A 20,738-nucleotide genomic window follows, 5' to 3' on the forward strand; every position below is an offset into this window, starting at 1 on the left:
GTCGGCCAAACCTATCACGAAACGAGGCTTGCGTGGATATCTTCGGCGGCATCGCGCCCCTCGGCCACGGCGGTCACCGTCAGGTCGTCGCCGCCCGCGGCGCAGTCTCCGCCGGCCCAGACGCGCTCGACGCTGGTGCGGCCGGCGCCGGTGACGGCGATCTTGCGGCCGTCGAGTTTCGGCAGGCCGTCGGCATCGAGCGCCTGGCCGATGGCCTTGAAGAGCTGGTCGGCGGGAAGGCGGAAGCGTTCGCCGGTGGGGGCGAGGGTGTCGTCGGTATATTCGAACTCGACCTCGCGCACGGCGCCGTTGCCGTGGATGGCGACGGGGGTGGCGTTGGTGATGATCCGCACGCCCTTGGAGGCGGCGAGATCCTGTTCGTAGACGGAGGCGTTCATCCGGTCGCGGCCCCGGCGGTAGACGAGGCTGACGTTAAGCGCGCCCAGAAGCTTGGCCTGCACGGCGGCGTCGACGGCGGTCATGCCGCCGCCGATGACCACCACGTCGCGGCCAACGGGGAGGGCGGAGAGATCGCTGGCCTGCCGCAGCTCGGCGATGAAATCGACGGCGTCGGCGATGCCGTCCTTGTCCTCGGCCTCGAGCCCGAGCGCGTTCACGCCGCCGAGCCCCACGCCGAGGAAGACCGCGTCATACTGATCGCGCAGGGCATCGAGCGACAGATCGCGCCCCAGCCGCTTGCCGGTCTCGACCTTGATGCCGCCGATCTGGAGCAGCCAGTCGACCTCGGCCTGGGCGAAGCCGCCGACCGTCTTGTAGGCGGCGATGCCGTATTCGTTCAGCCCGCCGGGCTTTTCGCGCCCGTCATAGAGCGCCACGTCATGGCCGTGCATGGCCAGCCGGTGCGCGCAGGAGAGGCCGGCGGGGCCGGCGCCGACGACGGCGACGCGCTTGCCGGTGGGCTCGGCGCGCTTGAACGGGTGCTTGCCCTTCGCCATCAGAGTGTCGGTGGCGTAGCGCTGCAACTGGCCGATCAGGACCGGTTTGCCCTCGGCCACCTCGCGCACGCAGACCTCTTCGCAGAGCGTCTCGGTCGGGCAGACCCGGGCGCACATGCCGCCGAGGATGTTCTGGCCCAGGATCGTCTCGGCCGCCGCCTCGGGCGTGCCGGTGGCGATCTGCCGGATGAAGAGGGGGATGTCGATATCGGTGGGGCAGGCGGTGATGCAGGGCGCGTCGTGGCAGAAATAGCAACGATCCGCGGCGACCAGCGCCTCGTGATCGTCGAGAGGTTCATGCAGGTCGGCGAAATTCTCTTCGTAATCCTGTGCCTGCAGCCTGCCGGGGACGATCCCCGGCGAAAGGGCGTTGTGGGTCAAGATATCCTCCACGTGTTGGCCGTGTTTTGAGGAAGTATGACACAGGATTATTTTTTATCAAATGGTAAAAAATGGGCGCCATGCAGCCTGTTGCGGCAGGCCCTGTCTGCGGGGCGCGCCCTAGCGCGACTGTTCGTGGGCCAGCCGCTGGCGGGCGATCTCCTCGTTCCGGTCGGCCTTCTTCTGGTCCTGGAGACAGGTCTCGACATAGGTGAGATGGGTCTCGACCGCCGCGCGGGCGGCCTCGGGGTCGCGGGCCTGGAGGGCGGTGTTCATGGCGCGGTGCTGATCCAGCAGGGCGCCGCGCGTGGTGCGCTGCTTGAACATGACCTGCCGGTTGTAGAACACGCCCTCGCGCAGGAGCTGGAACATGGAGCGCATCATGTGCAGCATCACCACGTTGTGGCTGGCCTCGATGATCGACATGTGGAACTCGGCATCGAGGCGGGCCTCGTCGGCGGGGTTGGTCTTGGCGTGGGCGGCTTCCATCTTGGCGAAGACCTCGCCCACGACCTTGAGGTCGGTGTCGGAGGCCAGCCGCGCCGCCCGCTCGGCCGCCAGCCCCTCGAGGTCGCGGCGGAAGCCGATATAGTCGAAGACCGCCTCGTCATGTTCGGAGAACAGTTGGATCAGCGCGTCGGAAAAGGCGCTGCCCAGCACGTCGGCGACGTAGATGCCCGCGCCGGCGCGGGTCTTGAGCAGGCACTTCTCCTGCAGCTCGCCGATCGCCTCGCGCAGGCTGGGGCGGGAGACGCCGAGGCGGTCGGCCAGCTCCCGCTCGGCCGGGAGACGTTCGCCGGGGCGCAGGATGCCGCGCAGGATCAGCTTTTCCACCTGCCGGGTGACGGCGGTGGAGAGCTTTTCGGGGGTGACACGGTGAAACGGCATCGGGCGCTCCGGGCGGCGGCAGGGCGGGGGATGGCGCATGATGGCCCTGCCGGGGCCGGGGGTCAATGCGGGGCGTGAGCGGCCGCGCCGCTCAGAACTCCACCCCGATCTGCGCCTTCACGCCCGAGCGGAACGGGTGCTTCACCAGCTCCATCTCGGTCACCAGGTCGGCGATCTCGATCAGCTCGTCCTTGGCGTTGCGGCCGGTCAGGACGACATGGGTCATGTCGGGCTTTTCCTCGACCAGGAACTCCACCACCTCGTTCACGTCGAGATAGTCGTAGCGCAGGGCGATGTTGATCTCGTCGAGCAGGACCATGCGGTTCTTCTCGTCCCGGATCAGCTCCTTCGCCTTTTCCCAGGCGGCCTGCGCCATCTCGGTGTCGCGCTCGCGGTCCTGGGTTTCCCAGGTGAAGCCCTCGCCCATGGTGTGGAAGGCGCAGGCGTCGGAGAATTTGGACAGGATCAGGTCGCGCTCGCCGGTGCTCATGCCGCCCTTGATGAACTGTACCACGGCGCAGGGCATGTCATGGGCGATGCAGCGGAAGATCATCCCGAAGGCGGCCGAGGATTTGCCCTTGCCCTTGCCGGTATGGATGATGATCAGGCCCTTCTCGTCGGTCTTGGTGGCCATGATCTTGTCGCGGGCGGCCTTCTTCTTGGCCATCTTCATCGCGTGGCGGTCTGGATCGTCGGTCATCTTGGCTCTCCCTTTGGCGCCGGAGTTTGGGCGAGCGGGGCGCGGGGTGCAAGCGGGGTTTTGCGGGGGGTGGACCGGGAGGTGGCCTTTCGGGGGCTCTGCCCCCGGCCCCCCGGGAGTATTTGGGCCAAGAAGAAGCCGGGATGGGGCAGGAAGGGTGGCGGGTCAGCCGCCCTTGATGTTGATCGAGAAGCTGCGGCGGGCGCCGGGGGGCGGGGCCGGGAAGGGGGCGGCGCGGCGGACGACGCCGAGCGCCGCCTGATCGAGCCGGCCGTTGCCGGAGCTGCGGGCGAGCGACAGGCCGGAGAGGCCGCCGCTGGCGGAGATGGTGAAGGCCACGACGGCGGTGCCGCGCGAGCCCACCTGCGGGCGGCGGACGCGGGAGATCTGGCGCATGACCTGGCCGGGGTAGTTGCTGGCCGCCGCGTTGCCGGACTGGGCCGAGCGGCCGGTGCCGGTGTTGGCCTGCTGGCGGGTGGTCTCGGCGCCGGTGGCCGCGCCGGTGGTGGCGTTCCGGGTGGCGTTGCCCTGCGGCTGTTGGCGGGCGGCCTGCTGCTGTTGTTGCTGCTGCTGGCGGCGCTGCTCGGCCTGCCGCTCCTGCCGTTCCTGCTCGCGCTGGCGGGCGAGGCGTTCCTGCTCTTCCTCGATCGCCTGCGGTCGGGTCTTCGGGCGCAGGGAGCGGGAGACGGCGGGGGAGGTTTCGGCCTCGGCCTCGATGGTTTCGGCGCTTTCGGCGAGGTTGGTCGAGGTGACGGGTTCGGCGAGGGTCGGTTCGGGCCGGGTCGGTTCTAGCGCGGCGAGGGGTGTTTCCTGCGGCTCTGCCGGCTGGACCTCGTTCGGGGCGGTCTGTTGCAGGGTTTCGGGCTCGGGGGTTTCTGTGTCCTGCGCGACGGCCACGTCGGCGGCGACCTCGGGGGTTTCCGGCGCGGTGGCGGTTTCGGCCCGTTGGGGCTGTTGCGGCTGGTCGGGCGTGTCCTGTGCGACCGGCCGGGGCGCGTCGGGGCGGGTTTCCTCGGGCGTGGTCTCGGCGGTCTGCTGCTCGGGGGGGTCGGCTTCGCGCGCCTCGTCCGGCCGGTCCTGCGCGGTTTCCTCGGGGGGTGTTTCCTCGGTCAGCTCTTCCGTCCGGTCGGCCTCCGTCGTATCGGCCTCGGTCGGTTCGGCCTCTGCCTCGGGCTCGTCGGGCTCGGTCAGATCCTCGGTCTCGGCGGGGGAAACGGTGCCCTCGACCATGTCGGAGAAGGCATTGCCGAGGCTGGCCTGCATCGCACCGCCTGAGCCTTCCATCTCGATCTCGATATCGGGGGTGATGGCCCAGAGCGCCAGCCCGTGCACGGTGATCGCCGTGGCGGCGGCGAGGGTCTTGGCGAGGCGGGAGGAGGCGGTCATTGCAGCCCCCGTTCGGTGACGACGAGCACGCGCTCGGCGCCTTGCCCGCGCAGTTCGCGGGTGAGGTCGACGAGGGTCTGGGCCGGCAGTTCGCGGTCGGGCACGAGGCGGATGGTCTTGCGCTCCTCCTCGGAGAGGGTGGCGACGTAGGCGGTGGCCGAAGCCTGGGTTTCGCCCCGGTAGCTTAGCCGGCCGTCGGCGTGGACGACCAGCGTGTCGGGCGGCGCGCGCCCTTCGAGATCGGCGGTGCGCACGAGGTCGAGATCGCCGTCGAGCGGCTGGGCAAGCGTGCCGGCCACCATGAAGAACACCAGCATCAGGAAGACGATGTTGATGAGCGCGATGGTGGGCTCGCGTTTCTGGGTGGCGCGCGCGCGTCTCATGAGGCGGTTCCCAGCACGGTGACGCGGACGGGCCCGACCGAGCGCAGGGCGACCAGCAGGTCGGTCAGGCGCTGGGCGTTGACGCCGTCACGCAGGCTGACGAGGACGGGGGTTTCCGTCTCCTCGGTTTCGCGCAGCGCGTCGAGGGCGGGTTTCAGGCCGGTGAGTTCCACGTCCTCTCCGTTGAGGCTGAGCGTGTCGGGGCTGAGCCGCAGGAAGGCGGGGGGCGTGTCGGATGGGGCCGCGGCGCCGCCGGCTGCCGCGCTGATCTCGACCTCGGCGAAGCGCGAGAAGGTCGAGGACAGCATGAAGAAGAGCAGCAGCAGGAAGATGACGTCGATCAGCGACGTCATCGACAGGCGCTTGCGGGCGCGTGATCTACGCACCGGCGGGCACCGCGCCGCGGGCGGGCGCGGCGGCCGGCGCGGCCCCTTGCGGGAAGAGAATGGTGGAGATGGCGCGCCCGGCGGTGACGCGCTCGGCGTCCATGCGGGCCTCGAACCAGCTCAGCACCAGCGCGGTGGGCATGGCCACGGCAAGGCCGACGGCGGTGGTCAAGAGCGCCACCCAGATGCCGCCCGCCAGAAGCGAGGGATCGACCTGTGCGCCGGCCTGCTGGAGCGACTGGAACGCCTCGATCATGCCGAGGACGGTGCCGAAGAGGCCGAGAAGGGGGGCGAGCTGGGCCACGGAATCGAGCAGGCGAAAGCCGCTTTCGAGCCGGGCGAAGCGGGTTTCGGCCTCGGCCTCGAGCCTTGCGGCGTCGGCGGGGCCGGAGGTGAAGGCCATCTCGATGACCGGGGCGAGGTAGCTGCGCGAGCGCGAGAGCGCCTGTTGCGCGCCGGCGCGGTCGCCGCGATCCCAGGCCGCGACGGCCTCGGACAGTTCGCGGTGGCGCCCGGCATGGGCGGCCTTGAATTGCCAGAGCTTGTAGAGGATCACCGCCAGCGTCAGCACCGAGACGCCGATCAGGACCATGACGACGGGCCCGCCGAGATCGGCGACCTGGCGGAGGGCTTCGAGAAGTCCGGTCATCCGACCACCTCCACCTCGGTGCGGCTGTTGACCTGCAGGCCGGTGGAGCAGGCGCTCTCGTCAAGCTCGGGCGCGGTGCAGGCGTGGGCGCCGTTGATCAGGACGCGGCCGATATTGTCGCATGTGAGGCCCGGCACGGAGAATTGCCGCACGCGGGGCCGGCCCGGCGGCAGTTCGCCGAAATCGAAGAGCGTCAGGCGGTCGACCTGTCCGTCGGCGTTGAAGAGGACGGTTTCGTAGACCGCCTTCTCGATCGGCTTGTCGTGGCCGTTGATGACGAGGAAGGTCAGCGCGCAGGCGTTGTCGCCGGGTTTGACCGTGTTCAGCTCGACCATGACGTTCTTGCCGATGGGCGTGTCCTGGGCCATCGCGGCGGGCGCGGTGAGGCAGGTGGCGGCGAGGGCGGCGAGGGGGAAAAGGCGGAAGGCGTGGCGCGTCATGCTGGGCTCCGGGACATGGGATCTGAACGGATTCGTGCCTGGCTTGGGTATGTCCCAGCTTGGCGTTTATCAATGGGATTCACCACAAATCCCCGTGTGGCGCAATACCTAATCGAAATTGTCGGGATAGCGCGTCAGAGCGCGGCGCCGGCCTTGAGCCCTTCGAAGACGGCTTCCTCGACCGTGCGGGGGGTGAGGCAGTCGCCGATCAGGTGCAGCTCGCCCGGCCAGTGGGCGAGCTGGTCGGCGAGTGTCGTGACCGGCTGGTGGCCGAGGGAGGTGACGAGCGTGTCGACGCCTTCGAGCATCACCGGTTCGCCGCTGAGCACGTGCTGGAAATAGGCGTCCTCGGCATCGGCGCCGTAGAGGCGGAGGTAGGGGTGGATCTCGACGCCCAAGCGGTGGAGCGTGCCGAGCCAGGCGTCGCGGGCGTACTGGGGGATGGACTGGCCCGCCATGGTGCCGTTGACCGCGAGGCGGACATGGCAGCCGTTGCGGGCGAGGCGTTCGGCGAGGCCGAGGCCGATCCAGTCGCCCTTCCAGTCGGCGATGACGACGCGGCCGCCGATATTGGCCTTGTCCTGAAGGACGTCCCAGGCGGTGAGGATATGGGCCTCGTCGGCGCCGGGGATCTCGGGGGTGTAGGGCGTGGCGCCGGTGGCGCAGATCACGGCGTCGGGGGCGGTTTGCTCGATCAGCGAGAGATCGGCGGGGCTGTTGAGGCGGATCTCGGCGCCGGCGGATTTGGCCTCGTGGGCAAGGTTGGTGGCGGCGCCGCCGAATTCGGCGCGGCCGGGGAGGGTTTGGGCGAGGTTGACCTGGCCGCCGAGGTTGGCGGTGGCCTCGTGGAGGGTGACGTGGTGGCCGCGGGCGGCGGCGATGGCGGCGGCCTTGAGGCCGGCGGGGCCGCCGCCGATGACGAGGACGCGCTTGGGGTTTTGGGCCTTGGAGAGTGTGCCGTATTCAAGTTCGCGGCCGGTCTCGGGGTGCTGGATGCAGGAGATGGGCTGGCCATTCAGCATGTGGCCGATACAGGCCTGGTTGCAGGCGATGCAGGCGCGGATGTCGTCGGGGCGGTTGGCCTGCGCCTTGGCGGGCATTTGCGGGTCGGCGATCATGGCGCGGGTCATGCCGCACATGTCGGCCTGTCCGGAGGAGAGCACTTCCTCGGCGATCTGGGGCTGGTTGATGCGGCCGGCGACGAAGATCGGGAGGGTGACGCGCGCGCGGATGGCGGCGGCGAGGGGGGCGGTGTAGGCCGTCTCGTAATGCATCGGCGGGACGATGTGGGTGGAGCCCGATAGCCCGGCGGAGGTGCCGGCGGTGACGTTGAGGTAGTCGAGGATGCCGTCCTGGCCAAGGGCCTCTGCGATGGCGAGGACCTCGGGCTGTTCGAGGCCGTCATGGTCCTTTTCCTCGCCCGAGAGGCGCAGGCCGATGGCGAGGCCGGGGCCGGCGCCGCGACGGGTGGCGGCGAGGACCTCGCGGATGAAACGGAGGCGGTTTTCGGGGGAGCCGCCATAGGCGTCTTGCCGGATGTTGGTGCGGGGGTTGAGGAACTGGCCCAGGAGGTAGCCGTGGGAGGCCAGTACCTCGATGCCATCGAGGCCGGCGCGGGCGAGGCGGGCGGCGGCGGCTTCGAAACCGTCGACGATCTCGGCGATGAGGGCCTGCGGCATGGCGCGGGGCATGACGTGGAAGCGCTCGTTCGGCACGGCGGAAGGGGCGTAGGCCACGGGCTGGGTGCCGTCGGCCAAAGCGCCCATCTCGCGGCCCGGGTGGGTGAGCTGGCCGAAGACCTTGCAGCCGTGGGGGCGACAGGCGGCGATGATGCGTTCGTAGCCGGGGATGCAACTGTCGTCATAGGCGGTGATCGCCGCGCGGCCGGAGGTGCCGGAGGGGTGGGCGCGGGCGGCCTCGATGATGATGAGCCCGGCGCCCCCTTGGGCGCGGGCGCCGTGGTAGGCGGCCATGCGGGCCGAGGGCACGCCGTCTTCGAGCATCACCGTCATGTGGCCGGTGGAGAAGATGCGGTTCTTGAGGAGGGTGGGGCCGACGCGGAGAGGGGAGAAGAGCGTCGGGAAGGCGGTGTCAGCCGTCATTGTCGGGGTCGGCCTTTTCATCGGGCAGGGAAAGGCGTTGCTGCTGCAAGCGTTGCAGGCTCTTGTGGCGGGCGGTGCAGACGTCGCATTCGCGGGGGACGCCTTCGGATTGCGCCTGGGGTTCGCCGTAGATGTTGGGTGTGGCGTCCTGCGCTTCGTCTGTGCCGTTGGCGAACGCGGGGGTGGCGAGCAGGAGGGCGAGGAGGGTGTATCTCATGCCCGGCCCGTTTCCATGTAGCGACGGAGGGGGGCCGTGCTTTCGACGGCGCTGGAGGCCTCGAGCTCGAGGAAGTCGATGGCGGCGTATTCATGCGCGGTGAGCACCTTGAGCGCGGGCAGGTCCTCGGGCGGGGCCATGGCTTCGAGGCCCTTGAAATCACCGATATAGCCGGGGAAGCTTTGCTGCATGGCGGCAATGAGGGTGGGCCAGTCTGTCGGTTCGCGGTCGGCCTGTTCCTGGCCGGACGCGTGGAGGTCGGCCGCGGGTCGCGGGGTCAGGCCGTACTTGTCGAGCAGCGGGCGGACTGCGGCGGCGGCGAAGGTTTCCACGTCACCCATCAGGCGCATCTTGTCGGCGTGGTCCGGCGTGGAGAGACGGTCGGCGATGCGGTGGAAATAGGCTTCGCCCTCGATCTCTTCCTCATAGTACCTGAGCAGCGTGTCCAAATAGGCCGCGCCGGGTTGGGAGAGCGTGGTGCCCACGTCGACGCGGTCGTGGCGGGTGAGGCAGGTGGTTTCTTCCGGCAGGTCGAGGTCGCGGGCGTAGCGGTGCCCGGCATGGACGGCGGCGGCGATGATGGCGGGTGCCTCGCAATCGCCGATGCGTTTGAGGGTGAAGGGGAGGGTCGAGGCGTCGCCGCCGGCGGAGGCGAGGAGGTCGTGGTAGAGCGTGTCATTGGGCGTGCGCTGGGTGACCATGACGACGGAGGAGACCGGCAGTCGTTTTTCCGTGCCGGTGAAGATGCAGGAGAGGGTGGCGTCGGTGCCGTCGTAGCGTTCGAGGTTCTGCGCGACTTCGATGGCGACGCCCTGCTGCATGAGGCGAGTGCGGACGGACCAGCGTTCGGTGGTCTTGCCGGCCCATTCGGAGACGACCTCGGATGGGGTGGCGAGGGTGACGTCGAGGCCATTGGCGCGCAGGTGCTCGGCGATCAGGCCGCCCATGTAGTAGCGGTCTTCATCGTAGACGAGGACGGGGCCTTGGGGGAGGTTGCCGGCCATGATGTCGTCGGGGGTGAGGAGCGGGATGTCCTGACCGGCGACGCGTTTGTAGACCTCGCCGTCGAAGCGGTCGCGGCGCCATGTGGCGCCGGTGGCGAGGACGACGTGATCGGCGCCGACCTCGCGCACGGTGTCGGCGGTCATGGCGCTTTCGCGGAAGATCTCGACATTGGGCATGTGTTGCAGCGCCTGTTCGCGGTAGTCGCGGACGCGGGCATAGGGGCTCATGCCGGGGAGGGCGGATTCGAGGGTGGCGCGGCCGCCGAGGGTGCGGGTGGCCTCGGCCAGCATGACATTGTAGCCGCGTTGCCCGAGGGCGCGGGCGGCTTCCAGGCCTGCGGGCCCGGCGCCGACGACGAGGACGGAGCTGTCGGAGCCTTTCGGTTCGATCTTTTCGGGGTGCCAGCCGCGGCGCCATTCCTCGCCCATGGCTGGGTTCTGGGTGCAGCGGATCGGCACGCTGAGGCTGTCGCCCGCGTAGCAGACATTGCAGCCGATGCATTCGCGGATGGTGTCCAGCGCGCCGGATTCGATCTTGGACGGCAGGAACGGGTCGGCGATGGAGGGGCGGGCGGCGCCGATGAAATCGGTGATGCCGCGCTTGACCTGGGAGACCATCGTGTCGGGCGAGGTGAAGCGGCCGACGGTGACGACGGGCTTCGAGGTGACGCTTTTGACGAAGGACATGTAGGGTTCGAGCGCCGCTTCCTGCGTGTAGCGGGAGACACCCATTTCCACGAAGTAATTGGCGATGTTGATGTCCCACAGGTCTGGCAGGTCGGCGAGCATGGCCAGCATGTCGCGGCGTTCGCCGTGGATGGGCTTGCCGTCTTCGCCGATCTCCTCGTCCGCCGAGAAGCGGACGGCGACGGCGCAGCGGTCGCCCACGGCTTCCTTGGTTTCCTCGATCAGTTCGCGGACCAGCCGCACGCGGTTTTCCAGCGAGCCGCCGTATTCGTCGGTGCGGGTGTTGATGCGGGGGTGGAGGAAGTTGGAGAGCAGGTAGGTGTGGGTGGCGTAGACATAGACGATGTCGAAGTCCGCATCGCGGGCGCGGATGGCGGCGTTGCGGTGCCAGAGCCGGAGGTTGCGGATGTCCTGCTTGTCCATCGCGCGGGTCTGGTAGGGGTGGCCGGCGAGGTTGGGCATGGAGGCGATGTCCATCGAGACCTCGCGGGTCATCAGGTTGGCGGTGCGGGCGCCGCCATACCAGAGCTCGGCCCCGGCCAATGCGCCGTGCTCATGCACCGCGTCGGTCATCAGGCTGTGGGCGCGGATATCGCTGTCATCCCAGAGCGCGGCGGAGGGGTGGGGCAGGTCGTCGGAGGTGGGGTGGATGGAGTTGTACTCGGTACAGACCACGGCCCAGCCGCCCTCGGCCTTGATCCCGCGCATGGCGGCCAGCATCCGGGGGCGCATGTAGCCCATGCCGGTGCAGTGGGGGACCTGGTAGAAGCGGTTCTTCGCGGTGACGGGGCCGATCTTCACCGGCTCGAAGAGGATGTCGTAGCGTGGGTCGCGGGTCAATCCGCTGCCTTTCGGGGTTCGGGGGCCGGGGAGAGTTCGGTGAGTTCGCGGCGGAACGGAATGGCGCGGTTGTCCTGCTCGCCCAGGTCGCGGGCGTATTGGTGGCCGGCGTAGACGGCGGCGGCGATGATCCCGGGGGCGTAGGCATCGCCGATGCGGGTGACGTTGGGGATATTCTGCGCGGTGAGGTCGTGGTAGAGGGTGTCGACGGGCAGGCGCATGGTGACCAGCACGGCGGTGTCGCAGGGGATGGTGCGGGGGGTGCCGGTGTAAACGCAGGCGAGTTCGGCCTCGCCAGCGCGCAGGGCGGTGAGGTTGTGGGTGAGGATGAGGGTCACGCCCGCCTCGAGCAGGCGTCTCTGGACCACGTGCTGTTCGAGCGTGTTGTGGGACCAGCCCGCCACCTCGGGCGCGGCGGTGACGAAGGTGACCTCGTGGCCCTCGGCGCGGAGCTTCTCGGCCATGAGCCCGCCCATGTAGAAATTGTCGTCGTCGAAGATGACGACGGGGCCGGAGGGCTCGGTGCCGTCCATGATGTCGTCCGGGGTGAGGACGGTGGCGCCCTCGTCGATGGCGATGCCACGGGGGTTGGTGCGGCCGATGCCGTCAGCTGTCCAGCGCGAGCCGGTGGCGAGCACGATGCGGTCGGCGCCGAACTCGGTGGCGGTCTCGGCGGTGAGCTCGCTTTCGAGGTAGAGGTGGACGTTGGCCATCTGGCTGATCTGGTAGGTGCGGTAATCGACCACGCGGCCCCATTCCGACAGGCCCGGCAGGCGGCGCTCGTCCACAAGGCGGCCGCCGGCCTCGGAGCGGGCGTCGGCGAGGGTGACCTCGTGGCCGCGCTGGCCGAGGGCGCGGGCGGCTTCCAGCCCGGCGGGGCCGGCGCCGATGATGAGCACCGAGTCCTCGGTGCGTTTCGGCGGGATGCGGTCGGGGTGCCAGCCCTTTCGCCATTCCTCGCCCATTGTCGGGTTCTGGGTGCAGCGCATGGGGGCGAAGCCCATGTCGCCCGAGATGCAGATGTTGCAGCCGATGCATTCGCGGATGTCCTCGATGCGGCCTTCCTCGATCTTCTTCGGCAGGAACGGGTCGGCGATGGAGGGGCGGGCGGCGCCGATGAAATCGAGCTTGCCGCCCTTGACCAGCGAGACCATCGCGTCTGGCGAGGTGTAGCGGCCGACGCCGACCACGGGTTTCGACGTGACGCCCTTGACGAAGGCGACGTAGTCGTCCTGGAAACCCTGCTGCTTGAAGCGGGAGGGGGCGCTGTCATGCTCCCAGCCGGAAATGTTGACGTCCCAGAGGTCGGGCTCTTCGGCGAGCATCTCGACGAGGTCGCGGCCTTCGCCGTCGCAGGTCATGCCCTCGCCGCCCATCAACTCGTCGACGGCGAAGCGGAGGGCCACGGCGCAGGTGTCGCCGACGGCATCCTTGGTGTCGGCCAGCACCTCGCGCAGGAGGCGGGCACGGTTTTCCAGCGAGCCGCCGTACTGGTCGGAGCGGCGGTTGCGGTAGGGCGAGAGGAAGTGGGAAATGGTCGAGAGCTGGTGGCCCGCGTAGACATAGACGATGTCGGCCCCGGCGGTGCGGGCGCGCAGGGCGGCGTCGCGGTGCCAGCGGCGCAACTCGCGGATGTCGGAGAGGTCCATGGCGCGGGCCTGCACCGGGTCGGCCAGGGCCACGGGGTGGTGCGAGGGGCCCATCGGGGCCATCCGGCTGTAGCGGTTGGCGGTCATGACGCCGGCGTGGTTCAGCTCGATCCCGGCAAGGCTGCCGAATTCGTGGATGCCCTCGCACATGCGGGCGAAGAGGGGGATGTCACGGTCTTCCCAGAGGCGGCCGCCGGCCCATGGCGTGTGGTCGGCGGAGGGGTGGATTTCCACTTCCTCGGTGCAGACGACGGCCCAGCCGCCCTCGGCCTTCACGCGGCGCATCTCGGTCATCGAGGAGGGGAAGGTGCGGCCCATGCCGTTGCAGTGCGGAACCTGGTAGAAGCGGTTCCGGGCGGTCACGGGGCCGATCTTCACCGGCTCGAAAAGGATGTCGTAGCGGGGATCTCGGGTCATGATTTCAGTTGCTGCGGGCCGGTTCGGCGGGCGGATCGAAATGCCGGGGGAAGGTGTTGGCGAGGAATTCGCGGATCCTCACACGGGCATCGGCGCCGGAGAATTTCTCGGGGTAGATCAGGATGTTGATGGAATAGCCGTCGTAGAGCGCCTCCATCGTGTTGGCCACGTCGGCGGCGTCGATATCGTCGTACTGGCCGTCTTCGATGATGCGCTCGAACAGCTCGCGCATGGAGTGCAGGCGCTCGGCGTCGATCTCGTCCATGATCTTGCGGTAGACGTGGCGATAGGGCGCCTCGCCGAAGAAGCTGTACCAGACGGAGAGGTTCTTGCGGTTGCAGATGCGCGGGTGAAAATTGGCATCGACGATGGCGAGCAGCTTGGCGACCGGGGTCAGCTCGGCCTTCTGGACGGATTTGAGCCACTGGTCGCGGTGTTCGTCGGCGAGGTGGCGCAGGGTTTCCTCGTAGAGGTTCTGCTTGTTCTGGAAGTGGAAGTTGACGATGCCTAGGGACAGGCCGGCGAAGCCCGTGACCGTGGTCATGGTGGTGCCGGATATGCCGTGCTTGGCGATCGACTCGATCGTCGCCTCGATCAATTGCTGGCGCCGCACCTCGCGCGAGGCGGTGCGGCCGGTGGGTTTCGCGGGCTTGGTCGTGCGCCCGTTCACATCCGCCATGGCCCGCCCCGTGTTATGCCGAAAGGTGTCGCCATCGGATCAGTCGGCGCCCAGCAGGACGACGGCTTCGGGCTTCCAGCTCAGCCAGATCGGCCGGGCCTCGCCACTGGCCGAGATCGCGTTGACCCGGTTCTGGGTCGAGACGGCGACCGGCTTTTCGAGACCGTCGAGCTTGACGAAGAAGTGGCTGCGCTCTCCGAGGTATGCGGAATCCTTCAGCGTGCCCTGCACGGTCGCGGTGCCGCCATTGGGTTTCTCCTCGGTCAGTTCCAGCTTCTCGGGGCGGATGGCGACCTGGATGCGATCACCCTCCGCGAAGGCGCGTTCGCCGCGGTCGCCCTGGATGGCGCCGAGACCCTCGGCATCGACCGAGATCTTCGTGCCCTCGACCTTCGAGACCTTGCCCTCGAAGAAGTTCATCGTGCCGATGAAGGAAGCGACGTCGCGCGAGCCGGGCCGTTCGTAGAGCCCGGTGGGCGTGTCGAGCTGAAGCACGCGGCCCTGCGACATCACGGCGATCCGGTCGGAGAGCGTCAGCGCCTCCTCCTGGTCGTGGGTGACGAAGACGAAGGTGATGCCGACGGTGCGCTGCAACTGGCGCAGTTCGAGCTGCATCTGCTCGCGCAGCTGCTTGTCGAGCGCGCCCAGCGGTTCGTCGAGCAGCAGCACCTTGGGCCGCAGGATCAGCGAGCGAGCCAGCGCGATCCGCTGGCGCTGGCCGCCGGAGAGCTCGTTGGCCTTGCGGTCGCCGTATTCGGGCAGCTTGATGAGGGCCAGCATCTCGTCGACCATCTCGTTCCGCTTGGCCCGGGACAGCTTCTGCCGGCGCAGGCCGTAGGCGATGTTGTCGCGCACGTTGAGGTGGGGGAAGATGGCGTAGTTCTGGAACACCATGTTCACGGGCCGGTAGTGCGGCGGCACGTCCGACATGGGCTGGCCGTCGATGTAGATCTCGCCCGAGGAGGGATTCTCGAACCCCGCCAGCATCCGCAGGAGCGTGGTCTTGCCGCAGCCGGAGGAGCCCAGCAGCGAGAAGAACTCGCCATGGCCGATGTCGATCGAGACGTTGTCGATCGCCTGGAACTTGCCGAAATACTTGTCGACATTCTGTATCGAGATGAAGGCATCCGTCATGGTGGGTTACTCTACCTTGATGGCGCCGGCATGGGCGCTGCGGTTGATCCAGAGACCGATGAAGACGATCACGAAGGAGGCGGCGATGACGAAGGACGAGAGCGCCAGCACCGACGGGAATTCCTGCGGGAAGCGCAGCTGGCCCCAGATGTAGAGGGGAAGGGTGGGCTGCGTGCCGTTCAGGAAGAAGGCCATGATGAACTCGTCGAAGGAGACGGTGAAGGTCAGCATCAGGCTGGCGATCACGCCGGGGAAGATCATCGGCAGGGTGACGCGCCAGAAGGTCCAGAGCGCGTTCTCGCCGAGGTCGGCCGAGGCTTCCTCGAGCGCCGGGTCGAAGCCTTCGAACCGGGGCAGGAGGGTGGCGATGGAGAAGGGCATGCAGACGATCAGGTGGCCGAGGCCCACCGTCCAGAGCGACAGGGGGATGCCCAGCCGGCTGAGCAGCACGAGGAGCGCCACGCCGAAGATGATGAGCGGAACGACGAGCGGCAGCATGATGAACCCCACCAGCGGCCCGCGCCCGGGGAAGCGGTAGCGGGCGATGGCCTTGGCGGCGAAGATGCCGAAGGCGGTGGAGATGACCGAGACCGCCAGCCCGACCTTGACGCTGTTCATCAGCGCGTTCCAGACCGGCTCGCGCTGGAACAGTTCGGCATACCATTTGAGCGTGAACCCTTCGAGCGGGAAGCGCACGTAGATCGAGTCGTTGAAGCTGAAGAGCGGGATGAACAGCACCGGCACGTAGAGCACGATGATGAAGATGATCGCGTAGATCTGCAGCGGGCGGCTGCGTTTGCGGATATAGGAGTCGCTCATGAGATTTTCCTCCGCACCAGCAGCATGATGAAGACGTAGAGCAGGCAGATCAGCGTGATGACGACCATCAGCACGATCGAGAGCGTCGCGCCCATGGGCCAGTTGTTGATCGGGCCGAACATCTTCTGGATGAGGTTGCCGATCATCGCCCCGTCAGGCCCGCCGAGCAGTGCCGGGGTGATGTAATCGCCCGTGGTCGGGATGAAGATCAGCAGGCTGGCGGCGATCACGCCGGGCAGCGAGAGCGGCAGGGTGATGCGGAAGAAGCGCATCGCCGGGCCGTCGCCCAGGTCGGTTGCCGCCTCGAGCAGCGAGCGGTCGATCTTTTCCAGCGAGACGTAGATCGGCAGGATGGCGAAGGCCGCCCAGGCATGGGCCAGCGTGATGATCACCGCCTCCTGGCTGTAGAGCAGGAATTGCAGCGGTTCGTTGATCAGCCCGGCGGTCATGAGGGCGGAGTTGATGACGCCCTCGTAGCCCAGCACCACCTTCCAGGCGAAGACCCGGAGGAGGTAGCTTGTCCAGAACGGCAGGGTCATCAGCACGATCCAGAGCATCTTGTTGCGATGGACGTGGAAGGCGACGTAATAGGCCATCGGGTAGCACAGGATGACCGTGGCCACCGTGGCGATGGCCGACATGTAGAGCGAGCGCCCGAGCAGAGCCATGTAGATCGGCCGTTCGAAGGCCTGCTGGTAATTCTTGGTGGTCAGCGTGGTGTCGAAGTCGAAGCCGGCCGCGCTCCACAGGCTCATGACGATCAGGATGGCGAAGGGCACCAGGATGACCGTCAGCATGAAGATCAGCGTGGGGGCCAGCAGGCCGAAACCGCGGGCCGCCTCGGACCGGTAGATCAGGCGTTCGAACCAGCCGGCCCGCGGGGCCGGCCTTTCAGGATCCGGGTCGGAGGTGGAGGCGCTTAGGGAGTGGTCGCTCATTGGGAAGGGGTCCGCCTTGTTGGCACGCCGTCCGGCCCAGGTGGGCCGGCGGGCGCGGCTGTCGAAACCGGCCCGCGGCACGGGTTGGGTGCCGCGGGCCCCGATCGGGACGGCTCAGAAGCCGGCCTTGATCTCTTCGAACATGGCGTTCATCTTGGTTTCCCATTCCTGCGACTGCGGGATCTGGAAGTGGCCCGCCTGCAGGATGTCGGCCGGGTTCGAGCTCAGGCCCAGGCCGGCCAGCGTTTCCTGGTCGAACGCCTCGAACGCCTTCGCGTTGGAGTGTCCGTAGCCGTACTCGCCGATCATGAACTTGCCGGTCTCGACGCTGAGCAGCGAGTCGATCACGTCGTAGGCGCGGTCGGGCTTCGGCGCGTCCTTGTGCATCATGACGCCGCAGACCCAGGTCATCGCGCCTTCCTTGGGGTCGGCGAACTTGACCGGCACACCCTCGGATTTCAGCAGGGCGGCGGAGCTGTTCCATGTCATCGCCGCGACCAGCTCGCCCGAGGCGAGCGCCTGTTCAAGCGTGGTGGTGTCGTCGGTATAGGTGCGGATCAGCGGGCGCTGTTCGCGCATGACGGCGGCGATCTTCTCGAAGGCTTCGGGCGTGTCGAGCTCCTCGAACGGGATGCCGGCCTTGATCGCGCCGACCCACCAGGCGTCGGCCCCGGCCGCGAGGCTGCCCAGCTTGCCCTTGTATTCCTCGTTCCAGAGCATGTCCCAGCTCTCTTCCTCCACATCGACGAGGTCGGTGCGGTAGGTGATCGAGGTCTGGCCCCAATCGAACGGCACCATCCAGACATTGCCGTTCTCGGCATCGTTGCCGGGCAGGTCGACGAGTTCGGGCATCACGTCGCCCCAGTGGTCGAGCTTGGAGGTTTCGACCGGCTGGAACAGCTCGCTGGCCACCCAGCGCGGCAGGGCCTGGTTGCAGGGGTGAGAGACATCGACGACGAAGCCGCCGCGCATCTTGGTGAGCGCCTCTTCCGAGCCGCCGAAGATCGAGAAGTTGGGCAGTTCGCCGTGTTTCTCCTGATACTCGCCGAAAAGGTCGGGAATGTCGTAGCCGCCCCAGGTGAAGAAGGTCGCCTGATCGTCGGGCGCGGCCATCGCGCGGCGGCCGCCCATGGGCACCGCGGTGACGGCAACGCCGGCGGCGAGCAGTGATTTCGTGAAGGCGCGGCGGCTGAGCTTGCCTTCGCGCACCGAACCGAGTTGGTCCAAGACATCCATTTGGTGGTCTCCCTGTTGTGTCGGCCTGTTGGCGGCCGTCCTATGAGTTTTCGTCTTTGTCCCGTCGCGCGTCTTGCGGCGCGTTCGGGTCTTTTTCGTTGTGGTGGCACCCCCTTGGCGGCGGCCGGATCGGGCCGAAACCAATTGAATACTCATTCAATGGATGAGTTGCTTTGGATCGCGAGTCAATACAATATTCGGGTATCCTGATCGCAGGGTGGTGGGTTGCCCAAGGATTGGGCAATCTTAGGTGAGGTAAAAAATGTCTTGTTTTCCAGCTATTTACACGTTGGCCCGCGCGGGTGCGAAACATTGTTTTGCCGCCTCGTGCCGGGGGTGCCCCGCGCGGGCCGGAGGGCGGTGCGATGGCTGAGAGGGACATGACTTCGTGCGGTATCGTACCGCTTTCGCCGGCCGAGCTGGTGCTCGAAACGCCCCGGCTGAGGCTGCGGCCGCTGGCCGGTGATGCCGGTGACCTGGCGCTGTCGGTCCGGCTGTTCACCGACCCGGAGGTGGTGCGCTATGTCTGCGATACTTTCACCGAGGCGGAGCTGGCGGCCGAGATGCCGGTGATCACCCGGCGGGGCGCCGGCGGGCGGATCGGGATCTGGACGGTGACGCGGAAGGATACGGGCGAGAAGATCGGCTCGTCGATCCTCTTGCCGCTGCCGGTGGAGCTTGACGATACCGACTGGTCGCTGGTGGTGCCGGAGCGCTATCCGGAGGCGGAGATCGAGGTGGGCTACATGCTGGTGCGCGAGGCGTGGGGGCAGGGATTCGCAACGGAGGCCTGTACGCGCCTTCTGGAATTCGCCTTCGAGAGCACCATTCTTGACGAGATCAAGGCCACGACCGACCCTGGCAACGTGGCCTCGCAGCATGTGCTGACGAAATGCGGGCTGCGGCATGAGGGGATGCGCCGCGCCTATGACTGCGACTGTTGCGGGTTCTCGATCACGAGGGCCGAATGGGAAACGAAGCGCCGGGCCGGGTGACGGTTCCGGCGGCAACAAGGGAGGTTGAAGGATGACGAAGACAGGTGTGATACGGTTTGAACCGGACGGCCCGGTGGGCGAGGGGCTTCAGCCGATGGAGGTGGACCCGGCGGGGTTCGCGCCGGGCTCGGACGTGCCGGAGCAGACGATCCACGCGTATTTTACCGACGAGCGCATCGGGCTGACCGTGGGGGTGTGGACCTCGACAGCAATGCAGGAGAAGCCCGGCCCCTATCCGGGGGACGAGTTCATGTACCTGCTGGACGGGCGGCTGGACATGGTGAGCGATAGCGGGACCGTGCCGGTCGAGACCGGGCAATCCTTTGCCGTGCGCAACGGCGTCCCGGTGAGCTGGACTCAGGAGGCGCCGTATCTGCGCAAGTTCTTCCTCCTGCTGCATGACGAGAAGAAGGCCGTGCCGGAGATCGACAGCGCCGAGGGCGGTGTCGTGGTGATGGACCCGGTGGCGCTGGAGGGCAAGCTGGCGCCGGAGGCAGAGTCGCTTGGCGGTGGCGAGCAGCGCGATGCGCCGGCCTTCACCAACGATGACGGCACGATGTTCGTCGGCATGTGGGAGACGACGCCGTTCGAGACGGAGATGGGCCCGTTCTCGGTCCACGAGATGTGCCAGATCCTCGAAGGGGAGGCGGTGATCACCGAGGAGGACGGCACCGAGCACCGGTTCGGGCCGGGGGAGTTCCTGTTCATCCCGAAGGGCACGGTCTGCAGTTGGAAAAGCGACGTGCCGCTTCGGAAGTATTACGCGATCGTGGACATGTGAGCGGGGCTGGCTATTCCAGCCGCTGGCCTGTCTCGGCCGAGAAGAAATGCAGCGCGCCGGGATGCGGCGCGAGCGGCAGGGTGTCGCCAGGCCGGGGAATGTCGGGGCCGGTGACGCTGGCCACCAGTTCGGTGCCGGTGTCCTTGAGCACGCCATGCACGTTGGCCGTGGCGCCGAGGCGTTCGACGACCTGTACCTGAAGGAGCAGAGGGCCATTGGCGCTGGGCGACAGGTGCTCGGGGCGGATGCCGATGGTGACCGGGCCGATGGCGGGGCGGTCGGGGGTGAGTTGCTGGCCGGTCTCGAGCGTGACGCCCTCGCCGGTGGCGGTGCCGGGCAGGAAGTTCATCGGCGGCGAGCCGATGAAGCCCGCGACGAAGACAGAGGCGGGGTTTTCGTAGATTTCGAGGGGCGGGCCGGCCTGTTCGATTTGGCCCGCGTTCATGATGACCAGCTTGTCGGCGAGCGTCATCGCCTCGAGCTGATCGTGGGTGACGTAGATCGAGGTGGTGCCGAGGCGCTGTTGCAGGGCGCGGATCTCGACGCGGGTCTTCACCCGCAGCTTGGCGTCGAGGTTCGAGAGCGGTTCGTCGAAGAGGAAGGCGGTGGGGTCGCGGACGATGGCGCGGCCCATGGCGACGCGCTGGCGCTGACCGCCGGAAAGCTGGCGGGGCTTGCGGTCGAGGAAGTCGGACAGGCCGAGGGTTTGCGCCGCCTCGCGCACGGCCGCGTCAATCCGGTCCTTCGGCTCTCCCCGGTTGCGCAGGCCGTAGGCCATGTTGTCGTAGACGGTCATGTGCGGGTAGAGCGCGTAGTTCTGGAAGACCATGGAGATGTCGCGCTCGACCGGTTCGAGATCGTTGACGCGCCGCCCGCCGATGCGGATCTCGCCGCCGGTGACGGTTTCAAGGCCTGCGACCATGCGCAGGAGGGTGGACTTGCCGCAGCCCGAGGGGCCGACCAGCACGCAAAGCTCGCCCGCGTCGATGGAGAGGGAGAGGTCGGGGATCACCTCGACCCCCCCGGAATAGACCTTGCGGACGTGTTCGATGGCGATGTCTGACATTGTTC

Annotated in this window: 20 protein-coding genes; 2 read left to right on the forward strand and 18 right to left on the reverse strand. The window is 67.8% G+C overall.

Features of this window, described 5'->3' with window-relative positions:
* Window positions 1-14 precede the first annotated feature (14 nt).
* From RLN94_RS12365 to RLN94_RS12445, 17 genes are all read right to left on the reverse strand, one after another.
* Window positions 15-1,337, reverse strand: coding sequence for an NAD(P)-dependent oxidoreductase (locus tag RLN94_RS12365; RefSeq protein ID WP_350128667.1), 1,323 nt, complete (start codon window positions 1,335-1,337; stop codon window positions 15-17).
* Window positions 1,338-1,457: 120 nt separating this feature from the next.
* On the reverse strand, window positions 1,458-2,225 hold the full coding sequence (locus RLN94_RS12370) for an FCD domain-containing protein (RefSeq protein WP_350128670.1): 768 nt from the start codon (window positions 2,223-2,225) through the stop codon (window positions 1,458-1,460).
* A gap of 91 nt (window positions 2,226-2,316) precedes the next feature.
* Complete coding sequence (gene cobO, locus RLN94_RS12375; protein ID WP_300891190.1) at window positions 2,317-2,925, reverse strand: cob(I)yrinic acid a,c-diamide adenosyltransferase; 609 nt, start codon at window positions 2,923-2,925, stop codon at window positions 2,317-2,319.
* A gap of 165 nt (window positions 2,926-3,090) precedes the next feature.
* A complete protein-coding gene (locus RLN94_RS12380) occupies window positions 3,091-4,311 on the reverse strand; it encodes a TonB family protein (RefSeq protein WP_350128673.1) in 1,221 nt (406 codons plus the stop codon).
* Window positions 4,308-4,694, reverse strand: a complete 387-nt coding sequence (locus RLN94_RS12385) for an ExbD/TolR family protein (RefSeq protein ID WP_350128676.1) — start codon at window positions 4,692-4,694, stop codon at window positions 4,308-4,310. Before RLN94_RS12385 ends, RLN94_RS12380 begins: the two co-directional genes overlap by 4 nt.
* Window positions 4,691-5,047, reverse strand: a complete 357-nt coding sequence (locus RLN94_RS12390; protein ID WP_350128751.1) for a biopolymer transporter ExbD — start codon at window positions 5,045-5,047, stop codon at window positions 4,691-4,693. The genes RLN94_RS12385 and RLN94_RS12390 overlap by 4 nt, the downstream gene beginning before the upstream one ends.
* A 25-nt stretch (window positions 5,048-5,072) precedes the next feature.
* A complete protein-coding gene (locus tag RLN94_RS12395; RefSeq protein ID WP_350128679.1) occupies window positions 5,073-5,729 on the reverse strand; it encodes a MotA/TolQ/ExbB proton channel family protein in 657 nt (218 codons plus the stop codon).
* On the reverse strand, window positions 5,726-6,169 hold the full coding sequence (locus RLN94_RS12400) for a hypothetical protein (RefSeq protein WP_350128682.1): 444 nt from the start codon (window positions 6,167-6,169) through the stop codon (window positions 5,726-5,728). Before RLN94_RS12400 ends, RLN94_RS12395 begins: the two co-directional genes overlap by 4 nt.
* A 134-nt stretch (window positions 6,170-6,303) precedes the next feature.
* Window positions 6,304-8,271 (reverse strand): oxidoreductase, encoded by a 1,968-nt coding sequence (locus RLN94_RS12405; protein WP_350128685.1) that lies wholly within the window; start codon window positions 8,269-8,271, stop codon window positions 6,304-6,306.
* Complete coding sequence (locus RLN94_RS12410) at window positions 8,261-8,488, reverse strand: hypothetical protein (RefSeq protein ID WP_350128688.1); 228 nt, start codon at window positions 8,486-8,488, stop codon at window positions 8,261-8,263. Before RLN94_RS12410 ends, RLN94_RS12405 begins: the two co-directional genes overlap by 11 nt.
* Entirely contained in the window at window positions 8,485-11,019 is a 2,535-nt protein-coding gene (locus tag RLN94_RS12415) for an oxidoreductase (protein ID WP_350158473.1), read from the reverse strand. Before RLN94_RS12415 ends, RLN94_RS12410 begins: the two co-directional genes overlap by 4 nt.
* Window positions 11,016-13,085, reverse strand: coding sequence for an oxidoreductase (locus tag RLN94_RS12420; protein WP_350169042.1), 2,070 nt, complete (start codon window positions 13,083-13,085; stop codon window positions 11,016-11,018). Before RLN94_RS12420 ends, RLN94_RS12415 begins: the two co-directional genes overlap by 4 nt.
* Window positions 13,086-13,089: 4 nt before the next feature.
* A complete protein-coding gene (locus tag RLN94_RS12425; RefSeq protein ID WP_350128697.1) occupies window positions 13,090-13,764 on the reverse strand; it encodes a TetR family transcriptional regulator C-terminal domain-containing protein in 675 nt (224 codons plus the stop codon).
* 39 nt (window positions 13,765-13,803) lie between these two features.
* Window positions 13,804-14,898: an ABC transporter ATP-binding protein gene (locus tag RLN94_RS12430; RefSeq protein WP_350128700.1), complete on the reverse strand. Its 1,095-nt coding sequence runs from the start codon at window positions 14,896-14,898 to the stop codon at window positions 13,804-13,806.
* A 6-nt stretch (window positions 14,899-14,904) separates the two neighbouring features.
* Entirely contained in the window at window positions 14,905-15,717 is an 813-nt protein-coding gene (locus tag RLN94_RS12435; RefSeq protein ID WP_350128703.1) for an ABC transporter permease, read from the reverse strand.
* Complete coding sequence (locus RLN94_RS12440) at window positions 15,714-16,655, reverse strand: ABC transporter permease (protein ID WP_350128706.1); 942 nt, start codon at window positions 16,653-16,655, stop codon at window positions 15,714-15,716. The genes RLN94_RS12435 and RLN94_RS12440 overlap by 4 nt, the downstream gene beginning before the upstream one ends.
* Window positions 16,656-16,769: 114 nt before the next feature.
* Window positions 16,770-17,891: an ABC transporter substrate-binding protein gene (locus RLN94_RS12445; RefSeq protein WP_350128709.1), complete on the reverse strand. Its 1,122-nt coding sequence runs from the start codon at window positions 17,889-17,891 to the stop codon at window positions 16,770-16,772.
* A 380-nt stretch (window positions 17,892-18,271) separates the two neighbouring features.
* Between RLN94_RS12445 and RLN94_RS12450 the strand changes: the two genes are divergently transcribed.
* Together RLN94_RS12450 and RLN94_RS12455 are read left to right on the forward strand one after the other, a co-directional pair.
* The gene (locus tag RLN94_RS12450; protein ID WP_350169044.1) at window positions 18,272-18,886 is read left to right on the forward strand and encodes a GNAT family N-acetyltransferase; all 615 of its coding nucleotides are present in this window, start codon (window positions 18,272-18,274) and stop codon (window positions 18,884-18,886) included.
* A 31-nt stretch (window positions 18,887-18,917) separates the two neighbouring features.
* On the forward strand, window positions 18,918-19,667 hold the full coding sequence (locus RLN94_RS12455; RefSeq protein WP_350128715.1) for a cupin domain-containing protein: 750 nt from the start codon (window positions 18,918-18,920) through the stop codon (window positions 19,665-19,667).
* A gap of 10 nt (window positions 19,668-19,677) precedes the next feature.
* On the opposite strand, the gene ugpC is transcribed toward RLN94_RS12455, so the two are convergent.
* Window positions 19,678-20,733: a sn-glycerol-3-phosphate ABC transporter ATP-binding protein UgpC gene (gene ugpC, locus RLN94_RS12460; protein ID WP_350128718.1), complete on the reverse strand. Its 1,056-nt coding sequence runs from the start codon at window positions 20,731-20,733 to the stop codon at window positions 19,678-19,680.
* Window positions 20,734-20,738 lie beyond the last annotated feature (5 nt).

This window comes from Roseovarius sp., assembly GCF_040223625.1.
GTDB lineage: Bacteria > Pseudomonadota > Alphaproteobacteria > Rhodobacterales > Rhodobacteraceae > Roseovarius.